8 protein-coding genes are annotated in these 11,786 nt (G+C 62.2%); 3 read left to right on the top strand and 5 right to left on the bottom strand.

All coding sequences use genetic code 11. The features are described from left to right. Positions 1-17: 17 nt before the first annotated feature. Positions 18-863: a M15 family metallopeptidase gene (locus tag JNB89_RS13395; RefSeq protein ID WP_167507908.1), complete on the bottom strand. Its 846-nt coding sequence runs from the start codon at positions 861-863 to the stop codon at positions 18-20. A gap of 125 nt (positions 864-988) precedes the next feature. Between JNB89_RS13395 and JNB89_RS13390 the strand changes: the two genes are divergently transcribed. Both JNB89_RS13390 and JNB89_RS13385 read left to right on the top strand, forming a co-directional pair. Further along, positions 989-2,011 (top strand): hypothetical protein, encoded by a 1,023-nt coding sequence (locus JNB89_RS13390; protein WP_220362474.1) that lies wholly within the window; start codon positions 989-991, stop codon positions 2,009-2,011. Between the two features lie 157 nt (positions 2,012-2,168). After that, positions 2,169-3,305, top strand: a complete 1,137-nt coding sequence (locus JNB89_RS13385) for a nucleoside hydrolase (RefSeq protein ID WP_220362473.1) — start codon at positions 2,169-2,171, stop codon at positions 3,303-3,305. Between the two features lie 37 nt (positions 3,306-3,342). Here JNB89_RS13385 and JNB89_RS13380 read toward each other — a convergent pair whose 3' ends face one another. Next, positions 3,343-4,299 carry a LysR family transcriptional regulator gene (locus tag JNB89_RS13380; RefSeq protein ID WP_135895032.1) on the bottom strand — a complete coding sequence of 319 codons (957 nt, stop codon included), beginning with the start codon at positions 4,297-4,299 and terminating at the stop codon, positions 3,343-3,345. A gap of 712 nt (positions 4,300-5,011) precedes the next feature. Next, complete coding sequence (locus JNB89_RS13375) at positions 5,012-6,064, bottom strand: NAD(P)-dependent alcohol dehydrogenase (protein WP_220362472.1); 1,053 nt, start codon at positions 6,062-6,064, stop codon at positions 5,012-5,014. Positions 6,065-6,418: 354 nt separating this feature from the next. Here JNB89_RS13375 and JNB89_RS13370 point away from each other — a divergent pair, with 354 nt between their 5' ends. Beyond that, positions 6,419-7,408 (top strand): AraC family transcriptional regulator, encoded by a 990-nt coding sequence (locus JNB89_RS13370; RefSeq protein ID WP_220362471.1) that lies wholly within the window; start codon positions 6,419-6,421, stop codon positions 7,406-7,408. A 57-nt stretch (positions 7,409-7,465) separates the two neighbouring features. On the opposite strand, the gene JNB89_RS13365 is transcribed toward JNB89_RS13370, so the two are convergent. Next, the gene (locus JNB89_RS13365) at positions 7,466-8,947 is read right to left on the bottom strand and encodes a sensor domain-containing diguanylate cyclase (protein WP_220362470.1); all 1,482 of its coding nucleotides are present in this window, start codon (positions 8,945-8,947) and stop codon (positions 7,466-7,468) included. 151 nt (positions 8,948-9,098) lie between these two features. Continuing rightward, complete coding sequence (locus JNB89_RS13360; protein WP_135895028.1) at positions 9,099-11,678, bottom strand: adenosylcobalamin-dependent ribonucleoside-diphosphate reductase; 2,580 nt, start codon at positions 11,676-11,678, stop codon at positions 9,099-9,101. Positions 11,679-11,786: the final 108 nt, after the last annotated feature.

Raw genomic sequence — 11,786 nt, 5'->3', positions numbered from 1 at the left:
CTTGTACCGCTGTGTCCTTAATGCCCCCGCCCGAGGACGAAGCCGGGTTTGTGATATTCGACGTGCCCCAGGTCCATCATTTTCCAGCGGCCACCCCAGGTCAGGCCGACCTGTTCGGCTGTTTGCCCATATAACTGATAGCCTCGCATCGCCCAGGGATCTTTTTCTGAAATGACGAGCTTGCCGTCGCGCAAAAACGCGTTGTCCGCCGCAAGGCCGTATTGGTGATAGCTTTGAAACGCAGCGGCATTGGTGACATTGCTCCCAATTTGCGCGAGCCGGTTTTGCCGCTCCGGACTGCGATAACCTTCCAGCAAGGCCATTTCGTAGCCGTACTGCTCGTGCATGATTTTGTAGACGAGCAGCAAACGCGTTCGAAAATCGGCATCCAGCAAATTCCAGTCACGGCTCGCGTCTTTCAGCGCCGGCCGGATCTGCTCGACTTCCCGCGTGGCAAACACTTCCGGCGGCAACGGCGGCGGAGGTACGAGCTGTTCGCCATTCAGTAACGCGGCAATTTTCTCGTCCGGCACCCGTGCAGTTTCGTCAAACTGAAATAACTGACGGCCGCGTAAACCCAATGCCACCAATGGCGGCGTCGCAAGAATACCTGTCGTAGTAAAAATCAGCAAGCGCCGGCGCGCCAGTAAATTTTTCAGATCTGCCGCGGTGGATTGCGAAATTCTTGCCGAGCGTGCTAATTGGCTGCGCGCGTGTGAAGCGCCGCGCGATGCCCTGTGCATAACGCGGCTGTGAATGGTCTGCGCGGCGCCTAATAAAGAAGCGCGCACGGCCGGCAAAAGCAGCATTGCGGCGACGAGGACTGCGACGGCGAAATAGCCAAGAAGTACTACGGCAATCAAGGGCGACCCCGGAAATTGGAAACAATTGTATTTTGTAATGCTTGCTCTTAGAATCAGGCCTGCTCGGAGAGGAGCCGGAGCGGTATTATCACGGCGAAATAATCCAGGATTCAATGAGACAGTGAATGAGTGCGCCGGAAAATTCAAATTCCAAAGTCCCGCCAAGCCTGTTATCCGATAAGGCTAAAGGCGCCGACGGCAATGGTTCGCGAATTCTTGCGAATCTGGAAGGCCGCGTTGCGCCGCCTGTCGAGAAGTCGCGCCGCTCCAGAACGCCGCTTGCGCTCGTCGCATTGCTCGTGATTGCAGCAGGTGGTTGGGCCGCATGGCACATGCAGCAGCGCGGGCAGAGCGAGCCGCTCGTTGCGGCCGCGCCGGCGAGCGCCGTGAATGTCGCCAACGCGGCGGTGCCGGTTTCCGCCGCCAGTGCGGCGGCGCCGACCGGCGCGAATGCGCAGGCAGCGGCTCCCGCCCCCGCTTCGTCGCAGGCTGCGACGATCATCGCGGACGAAAGCAACACCGACAGCAACAGCAAGCCTGCCGTTGCTTCCCCGGCGTCGGCGGAGGCAGCGGAAAGCCGCCTGTCGCGCGCGCTTGCCGACGGCGCCGAGCCGAGCAATGGATCCGCGCCGGTTGCCGCGCTCGCTTCCGCGGGTGCCTCGGGTGCATCCGCTGGCTCGGGCCGCGCGGCGGCGGTAGCGGGGTCGGCTACCGCGGCTACAGCGGCGGCGAAGCACGACAAAAGCTCGACTGTCGCGAGCAGGAGCAAGCACGAGGCTGCGGCGCGCAGCAAGAAAGAGAACACGACGGCAAGTGCGAGCCATCATCGCGCGGGTACGACGACTGCGTCCACTCAAGCGAAGAAAGCCAAACCGGACGCCGCGTCGAAAGATGATTCGGACGCCGATCTATTGGCCGCACTCGTTGCACGTACCAAGCCGGCCGATGCGAAAGCCGGCGGCACGAGTGCGGCGACCAAGGTCGCAACCTCCGCCGTGCCCGGCAACGCGAAGCTCGCCGAGCGCGTCAAAGAGTGCGCGCAGCGAGGCTTTTTCGAAGACCAGTTGTGCCGCTGGCGCGTGTGCGACGGTCATTGGGGCAAAGACCCGGCATGCCCGGGTTCCACGCCGCAAGTGCGTCAACCCTGATCGAGCGCCGCGTAGGCCGCTCGCGTCAGCGAAAGGCGGCGGCCTGGCTCGTACGATGCTCGGGCCCCCGCGGCGCTCCGGTTTGACTTCGCCGCCTTTGCGTCTATGATCACTCTCCTTAGTTCGCACACCGATGCGATAAAAAAAGGAGACATTGATGAAGCGGTTTCTCGCGGCCTCGAGGTATCTGGCAAGCGTCGTGATTGTTCTTGCAATCGCGGCATGCGGCGGTAGCAATCTGAATTCCCCCAATCCCCCCAAAGTCATTATCGACAGCGACTACAACACGCTGAGCGACGACGGCCAGCTCGGCGTCATGGCGGCGCAATTGCAGGCGCAAGGGTCGCTGAAGGTGCTCGGCATTACCGTCGTCTCCGGCAATCAATGGTTGAAGCAAGGCGTCGCGGACGCGTTGAAGTCTGTCGAGCGGCTCGGCGTCGAAAAGCAGATAGGCGTTTATGCAGGGGCGAATTACGCGCTGTCGCATGATTTCGCCACTATCCAGGCCGAGATGGCGCAGTTCCCAGGCGGCGACGGTTATCTTGGCGCGTGGGGAACGCCCGAGCCGAAGTCGGACAGCGATCTGGTCGCACCGCCCGACGGATTTGCGACACACACCAAAGTGCAGAGCAAAAGCGCGGTGGATTTCATCGTGGATTCAGTGAAGCAGAATCCCGGCGAAGTGACGATCCTCGCCATCGGGCCTTTGACCAATATTGCGCTTGCCGCGCGTCAGCATCCCGAGATCGTGCCGTTGATCAAGCAGATCATCTACATGGGCGGCGCAATCGACGTGCCCGGCAATACCACGCCGACGGCTGAATTCAACTGGTGGTTCGATCCTCAGGCGGCTAAGGAGGTGTTGCGTCTGCCGATCAAACAGGTTGTCGTTCCGCTCGATGTAACGGATACGGTGAAGATGGACAAGGCGCTCTACGACCGTATCGCGCACGACCCGGCAAAGCAGACCATCATTACGCAGTTGTTCAAGACGCTGAACGGCTACGGCTTCGACGGCAAGAACGGCTTCGAAACCAATCCGAACTACACCACCAACATCTGGGACACGCTCACGCTCGGCTATCTGATCCATCCTTCGTTTGCGACGCAGACGGTAGAAGAGTGGGTGGATGTCGATACGAGCTTTGGCGCAAATGACGGGAAATCCACCGGCTATACGAGCTCTCCGCCGGCCGGATTGCAGAAGATGACGATCGTCAAGCGCTTCGACAATCAGAACTTCTTCAATTTTTACGTGGACCTGCTCACGCGCCCCGTACCGGTACCGGGCTGATGCGCAAAGCGCGCCGTGCGCCTGAAGCGCATGCGCTTCAGGCGGGATGCAGGCCACGCAACAACTGGCGCACGCGCGAGAGGTCTTGCTCGACGTGCTCGGCCTTCTCGAACAGTTCTGCAAGCCAGTCGACGAACGCACGCACGCGCGGCGACACGCGACGATTCTTCAGGTACGCGACCGACACAGGCATAGGCACGGGCTTCCATTGCGGCAGTACTTCGCGCAATTGTCCCGAGTCGAGGTACGGCTGTGCCGCAATTCGGGCCGGTTGAATCAGCCCGTGGCCTTGCAGTCCGCAAGTCAGATAGGCCTGCTCGTCGCTCACCTTGATGAAGCCGTTGACCTTGACGGTTTGCGCTTCGCCGTTCACTTCGAAATCGAACGCCACTTCGCGGCCGTTGTGCGGCGACATGCAATTGACGGCGACGTGTCCGCGCAGATCGTCGAGATCCGTGGGCGTGCCGTAGCGCGCGAGGTAAGCCGGGCTTGCGCAGGTCACGTGCTCGATGGTGCCGAGATGCCGCGCCACCAGAGTCGAATCGGGCAGTTCGCCAAGCTGGATGCTGCAGTCGATCGCCTCGGATACCAGATCGACCACACGATTGCTGACGCCGATGGCGAGATCGAGGTTCGGATAGCGCGCGTGAAAGTCGTCGAGAGCGGGCAGGACAATCGCGCTTGCCACCGCGCCGGGCATCTCGATGCGCAGACGGCCGGTGAGGTTGTCCGTCGCGTGACGGATGCTCGCCTCCATCTCGTCGATATCGGCGAGAATCTGCGCGCAACGCTCGTAGTAGGCGGCGCCTTCAGGCGTGACACTGATACGCCGCGTTGTGCGCACGAGCAGTTGCGTGCCGAGCAGGGCCTCGAGATTCTGGACGATGGTGGTTGCCGTCGCCCGCGGAATGTTCAGAGACTCCGCTGCGCGGGTGAAGCTGTTGGTGTCCACTATCCGGATAAAGGTGCGCATGGCGGTTATTCGGTCTAGCATTTGGGCCTCTCTTTCTAGTGGTTTTGCTTTTCGCGGCGTGGCTTGCTGTGAGCCCTTGGCCTTTCCTTGCATTCACGGTGGTCTATTGGTGTTGCCCCTGTGCGGGGCGGCACTTACTTTCTTTGCCGCCGCAAAGAAAGTAAGCAAAGAAAGCGGCTCACACCGCCAGCTTATAAGTGGGTCCCGTGGCCTGCAGAGGGCAGTGGTGCATCTGGAATCTGTCTTCCCGCACATTCGGCGCTAGTGACAAGGCAGTCATGCTTCCCGCCTCGCACTACGTGCTCGACGGAAGGTTCGCATGAAACCCGCCGCTCGCGTTCGCTCGTGAAACCGGCCGTCGGCTACGCCTCGGCGAGGTGCGAGCGTTGCTCGCGCAAGGCATGCAGCGGTGCAGGTGCGGCACAGCACCGGAAATACCGGCGGTTGGAAGAACAACCGCTGCGGCGCGCGCAGCGCCGCCGGAAGAATGACTGCCTTGTCACCAGGGCGGAGGGCGCGAGAAGGCAGATTCCAGATGTACCACTACCCGTTCCGAGCCGAGGGACCCACTTATGAGCTGGCGGTGTGAGCCCGCTTTCTTTGCTTACTTTCCTTGCGGCGGCAAAGAAAGTAAGTGCCGCCCCGCACAGGGGCAACACCAATAGACCACCGTGAATTCAAGGAAAGGCCAAGGGGGTTCACAACAAACCCCACCACAGCCAAAAACCTGAAATCACTTCCGCAAAGAATCCAGATCAATCACAAACCGATACTTCACATCGCTCTTCAACATCCGCTCATAAGCCTCGTTGATCTTCTGCATGGGAATCACTTCGATATCCGAAGTAATGCCATGCTCGCCGCAGAAGTCGAGCATTTCCTGCGTCTCGGCAATGCCGCCAATCAGCGAACCGGCCAGCCGGCGGCGCTTCAAAATCAGGTTGAATACTTGCGGCGACGGATGATCGTGCTCGGGCGCGCCCACCAGCGTCATGGTTCCGTCGCGCTTGAGCAGGTTCAGGAACGGATCGAGGTCGTGCTGCGCGGCCACCGTGTTCACAATCAGATCGAAGCTGTTTGCATGCGCTTCCATCTCTTGCGGGTTCTTCGAAATCACTACCTCGTGCGCGCCAAGCCGCTTCGCGTCCTCGATCTTGGAAGGCGACGTGGTGAACAGCACCACGTGCGCGCCCATTGCGCGCGCGAGCTTCACGCCCATGTGCCCGAGGCCGCCCAGGCCCACAATGCCGACCTTCTTGCCCGGACCGGCGCCCCATGTGCGCAGCGGCGAATACGTGGTGATGCCCGCGCACAGCAACGGCGCGACGCCAGCCGGATCGAGATTCTGCGGCACACGCAGCGTGAATTCCTCGTCGACGACTAGCTGCGTGGAATAACCGCCGTAGGTGATCTGTCCGTCGACGCGGTCAACGCCGTTATAGGTTCCGACAAAACCGTTCTCGCAATACTGCTCCAGGCCTTCGGCGCAGCTCGCGCAAGTACGGCACGAGTCGACGAGGCAACCCACGCCGACCAGGTCGCCTACCTTGTACTTCGTGACATCCGGACCCACCGCAGTCACGCGGCCGACGATTTCATGACCCGGCACCACCGGATACACGGTGTTCTTCCACTCGTTGCGGGCCTGATGCAGGTCGGAGTGACACACGCCACAAAACAGTACTTCCATCTGCACATCATGCGCGCGCAGTTGGCGGCGCTGGATTTCGAACGGGGCGAGCGGCGCGCTGGCGTCGTTCGCAGCATAGGCATACGTCGTGCTCATGGGTAGCTCCAGCAAAGAGGGTGAGGTTGCAAGGCGCCGAAGATGGGCGACGTGCGTCGCCGATGCGGCCAACCTTGCCGTGGTTTGCCATTCGAAGCCGGCCTCGCGGCGCGGGACAGCAGCGCCAAATAGCGGCGCAGGCCGCGACGGCGGACTCATCGAATGTGAGCTGCCGACCCCATGCCGCGAGGCGCGGAAAAGGTCGTGCAGGCAGGGTTCCCATGTTAGAAGCCCGTAGCGGGCCAGTGAATACCTGAATATCTTGAAGGTTTGCCTAAAACTCCGCGAATGGAGCGCAGCAGCCTGTTTGATGCTAAATTTCAGGCATTATTCTCTTGCCGTCACTATATCGCCATGTCGCCGTTACCGTCCGGACCGTCACCGTCTGCCGCCGAAATTGCCGCTGCCCCTGCCGCACAGCAGCGCCTGATTGAAGTCTTCGACACGCTGGCGCCAAAGCCGGGCATAACCTGCTCGAGCCTCGACGGCGTTAGCCTGATGCGCGCGAACAGTCCGATGCCGCGCATGCCCGTCATGTACGAGCCGTCCATTGTGATCGTGTGTCAGGGGCGCAAGCGGGGTTATCTCGGCGACCAGATGTTTCAGTACGATGCGCAGCAATACCTGGTGCTGTCCGTGCCGTTGCCGTTCGAATGCGAGACCGAGGCAAGCATCGAGGAGCCGTTTCTCGGCATCTCCATTCGGGTCGATCTGGCCGTGGTCGCTGAGTTGCTGATGGCGCTCAACGAAACGCAGGGCGCTGCACGCAACGAACCGCTCGGCATCTATTCAACGCCGCTCGATTCCGCCTTGAGCAGCGCGGTGCAGCGCTTGCTGGACGCATTGATGTCGCCGGTGGACGCGCGCATTCTTGCGCCGGGCATCGTGCGGGAGATCTGCTATCGCGTGCTGACCGGCGAGCAGGGCGATGCGATTCGCGCAGCGCTCATGCATCAGAATCATTTTGGGCGCATTGCCAAAGCACTGCGCCGTATTCATGCCGACTATCACGGCCAGCTCGATGTGGATACGCTTGCTTCCGAAGCCGGCATGAGCCTCGCCGTTTTTCATGCGCAATTCAAGGCCGTGACGGCGACTTCGCCGATGCAATACGTGAAGACCACGCGTTTGCATCACGCGCGTTTGCTGATGGTGCAGGATGGTCTGAACGCGGGCGCGGCCGCTGCGCGCGTGGGCTACGAAAGCGCGTCGCAGTTCAGCCGCGAATTCAAGCGTCTTTTCGGCCTGAGTCCGGTGGACGAAGTCAAACGCATGCGCGCAATCTACGATTCGCCGCCGCCGCGTATCGTCAAGCCTGTCGCGCGCTACGTGACGGCGGTATAGCGAAGGCCGACTTGCACGCGGCCAGCGTCACCGCGGTTCATTGCGGTTCATTGCGGTTCATTGCGGACCGCTCCCCTGTGGGTCGAGCTGATTGGCGTAGTGCGAGCGCTTTTCCTCGTACATCAGCAGATCCGCGCGCTGTACGCCCGCTTCCAGGCGGTCGCCGCGCTGACAGGTCGCCGCGCCCATCGAAAAGCTGAGCGGCGAGCCGGGGTAGAACTGATTGTTCATTTCGACCAGCTTGCAGATCGCTTCCATCATCGCCGCGCCACCGCGCTCGTCGGTGTTGGGCATGAGAATCGCGAATTCGTCCCCGCCAATGCGCGCGGCCTGAAACGGCGGCTCCATAGCCTTGGCGAGCACCTCGCCGGCGCGGCGCAGCAATGCGTCGCCGGCACCATGGCCGAGTTGATCGTTCACGCGTTTCAGGCCATTCAAATCGGCCATGATGATCGTTACGGGCCACGGTCCCTTGCGTTCCAGCCGGTTCAGTTCGTCGACATAGAACGAGCGGTTGCGCAGTTTCGTCAGCACGTCGTGCTTGCCCAGAAACTCGAGGTACGCCTCCGCCTTCTTGCGTGCGGTGATGTCGGTCAGCGCGACGAGTACCAGGTCCCAATCTTTTTCATGTCCCGGCAGCACCGAAAATTGCAGGTGTACGTGTACTTCGTTGCCGTCGAGCGAATAGTTGAGCACCTCGCGCTGCTGGAATAGTTTGCCTTCCCATAAGTCCAGCAACTGCTCGCGGAAATGCGGCCGCATGTCGTCGCGGAACACGTCGGTAAGGCGGGCGCGCAGTGTCTTCTTATCGGGCGCGGCGAACATGTCGAGCGTGTGCTGGTTCACGTCGAGCACATGAATTTCCTGCATGCAGCGTTCGACGAACTCCGGATGCACATCGGTAAACACACGAAAATCGCTGATGCCCGCCGCCCGCGCCCCATCGAGCAGTTGCTTCACGGCGCTGAAATCTTCGACCCACAGCGATACCGGCGAATGTTCGAAGAGCCCGCGCGCATATTCCTCGGCGAGCGTCACGCGGTGTCTTGCGCCCTCCAGTTCGGTGATGTCTTCCACCGAAACGAGCACACGGTCCCAGCGTTCTTCGTGCCCCGGCAGCACCGAGCCTTTGAGCAGCACGTCGAGTCGCCGCCCGGTGAGCGTGTAGTTGACGGTCTGGCTCGTAAAGTGCAATTGCCCGGCCCACAACTGGCAGAGTTCCTCGAGATGCGTCTTCAGCATGTCGTCGCGGAACACCGCTGCGAGGTTGCCATTAAGCGTGTCGAAGTCCGCAGCCTCGAATTGCGTGAGCGTCTTCTGATTGACCTTGATGACGCGAATGCTGCGCGCACATTCGGCGACCCGTTCGGGCGCTTCGGCGAAACACGCGCGCAGATCGGTCACGCCTTCTGCGCGCCAGGTGTCGAACAGATCGCGCACGCCGCTGAAGTCTTCGACCCACAGCGAGACGGGCGCGAGCTCGAACATCTTGGAATCGTCGTTGGAGGGCCTGGGGACGTCAGGCGAAATATCCGGCATGAGATTCTCGTCGCAAAAAGTCCGGCTATTCTACGGTCCCGTTGAGTCGCTCGAAAAAAAAACGGTTGCGCTTGCGGCGCGCATTGGCAACGATGCCGCGCCGCAGGCGCTCGTGTTTTACGGTTCGCGCCAGTCGGCTAACTCGGCAAACTCAGCCGCAAGCGCCCACCTCGCCACAGGCCGTGCAGAAGTCGCAGCCGTCCTTGCGGATCACGGCGTTCGCGCCGCACGAACCGCATTTGCGCCCGAGCATGGTATGCAGCCCGGGCACCATGCCAGGCGGTGCCGTTTCCGGCGTGTCCGGGTCCACCGGATGCGGACGAATGCCGAAGTCCGCGGGCAGCGCCGTTTCCGCTTTCATCTGTCCGCGCGGCAAGCGGGCGAGCAGGCGCGACGGAACCTGATTACCCTCGGCGTCGAGAAAGCCGCGGCGGTGCAGGATCTGCTGGATGGCAAAGGCGAGCGCGGCCACTTCCGAATCGTGCCAGCGCGGCGTGCGGTGGCCGTCCAGACGTTGCACCTCGCCAAGCCGCACCTGGCCGCGGTCCCACGAGACCTTGCGCATGTCCTGCAGATTACGCGCGACGAAACCGCCGCGCGCCGCGAGCGACAGCGAGCGCATGGTCGCCGTGATCCATTGCTGCGATTCGTCGCGCTGACCGGTCGGAATGAAGAACTCGATAGGCCGCTCGATCGTCACGTCTTCGCCGCCCAGGCGCCCGGTCACCTCGATGAACGACACGGCCACGTACAGCGATTTCTTGCCGGCTTGCGTCAGATACTCGACCTTCTCGATGATCGCAGGCAACTCGCCCTTGGGCCGATGATCGATCGCGATACGCAGCGGATCGAGGTCGCTCTCGGCGAGCGTGTCGTCCGCCTGAGCCGGGCTCACGCTCAGCACCGCGCCGAGCGTTTCGTTCGGGCGGTAGGTGGCAAGGCCCTTCAGGCCGCTTTTCCACGCGTCGAAATAGAGGCTCTCGAAGGCTTCGAACGGATAGTCGGCGGGCACGTTCACCGTCTTTGAAATCGACGTGTCCACGTAAGGCTGAACCGCCGCCATCATGTCCAGATGATCGCGCGCGGACATCTCCAGCGCACTGACGAAATAGTCGGGCAGCCGGCTCACGTCGCCGCCCAGTTCGCGATACAGCCGGTACGCGTAATCTTCGACGTCGAACGTTTCGCGGCTGCCGTCGGCCATCACCTTCATGCGCTTGTAGGTCCACGAGAAGGCCGGCTCGATGCCGTTCGACGCATTGTCCGCAAACGCGAGGCTGACTGTGCCGGTCGGCGCGATCGACAGAAGATGGCTGTTGCGAATGCCGTCGCGGCGAATTGCGTCCTTCAGGTCCTCGGGCAGGCGTGACGCGAAGGTGCCGGGCTCCAGATACCGCTTTGCGTCGAACAGAGGAAACGCGCCGCGTTCTTTCGCGAGTTCCACCGACGCGCGGTACGCCTCGTCGCGCATCAGCCGCGCAATGCGCACGGCGAAGTCGCGACCTTCCTGCGAGTTGTAGCGCAGGCCGAGCATCACGAGCGTATCGCCGAGCCCCGTAAAACCCACGCCGATACGGCGCTTGGCGCGCGATTCGTCGTATTGCTGCGGCAGCGGCCACAGCGTCACGTCCAGCACGTTGTCGAGGAAGCGCACCTGCGTGCGCGTGCGTTGCGCGAGGCCGTCCCAATCGAATGAGGGCTTGCGGCCTTTGAGTTGCGCAAAGGGCTCGAGCACGAAACGCGTGAGATTGAGCGGGCCGAGATTGCAGCAGCCGTACGCGGGCAACGGCTGTTCGCCGCAGGGATTGGTCGCGCGAATGGTTTCGACGGCGCGCAGGTTGTTGTCTTCGTTCATCCGCGAAATGAAGACGATGCCAGGCTCCGCAACGTCATACGTGGAGCGCATGATGCGATCCCAGATTTCGCGCGCCGGCCGTTCGCTGTAGACCCACATGCCGTCGTCGCGCTGACGCATGTCGCCCGCCGCGCGCAGCGCCGGCGACGGCTCGGCGCGATGCACGAGCTGCCACAGCTCGTCTTCTTCGACCGCGCGCATGAATTGGTCGGTCACGCCGACTGATACGTTGAAGTTGTTCCAGCGGCCCTTCGAATGCTTGGCCTCGATGAATTCGAGCAGGTCCGGATGATCGCAATCGAGCACGGCCATCTGCGCGCCGCGTCGCGAGCCGGCACTTTCCACGGTGCGGCACGATGCGTCGAACACATCCATATAACTGCACGGCCCGGACGCCGACGAGCTCGTGGTATGAACGCGCGCGCCCTTGGGCCGGATCGCCGAGAAGTTGTAGCCGACGCCGCCGCCGCGCCGCATGGTTTCGGCCGCCTGCAGCAGCGCGACGTAGATGCCGGGCAGGCCCTGTTCGTCGACGCCCTGGATCGCGTCGCCGACCGGCTGCACGAAGCAGTTGATCAGCGTGGCGGCGATCCCGCTGCCCGCGGCGCTCATGATGCGGCCTGCGCCGAGTGCGCCGTGCCGCAGATTGTCGACGAAAAGCGCTTCCACCGATTCGCGCAGCGCCTCCGGTTCGGCCGCGGCGACGCCGTGCGCGACGCGCCTGAAGACGTCGTCGGCGGATTGCTCGTCGCCTTTCGCGTACTTTTCGAGCAGAACGTCGGTGGAAAACTGCTGGGGAGCGACTAGCGGAGCGGGGGGCGCGCTGGCCGCGCGGGTGTCCGGCCTCGCGGACGGATGCGGCGTGTCTTCTGCCATGGTGTGCCCTTAAACGGCGCCGTGCCGCGCACGGCGCGATGGGTGGAGATGCGTGCCACTGTACCGTCAGGCGTTGAGCCAGCACGATGACGTGACGCAAGCAGGTCC

The organism is Paraburkholderia phenoliruptrix, assembly GCF_019511605.1.
GTDB classification, from domain to species: Bacteria; Pseudomonadota; Gammaproteobacteria; order Burkholderiales; family Burkholderiaceae; genus Paraburkholderia; species Paraburkholderia phenoliruptrix_A.
Note: the sequence above shows the minus strand (reverse complement) of the source record. Positions and strands in the feature narration are given on the sequence as shown.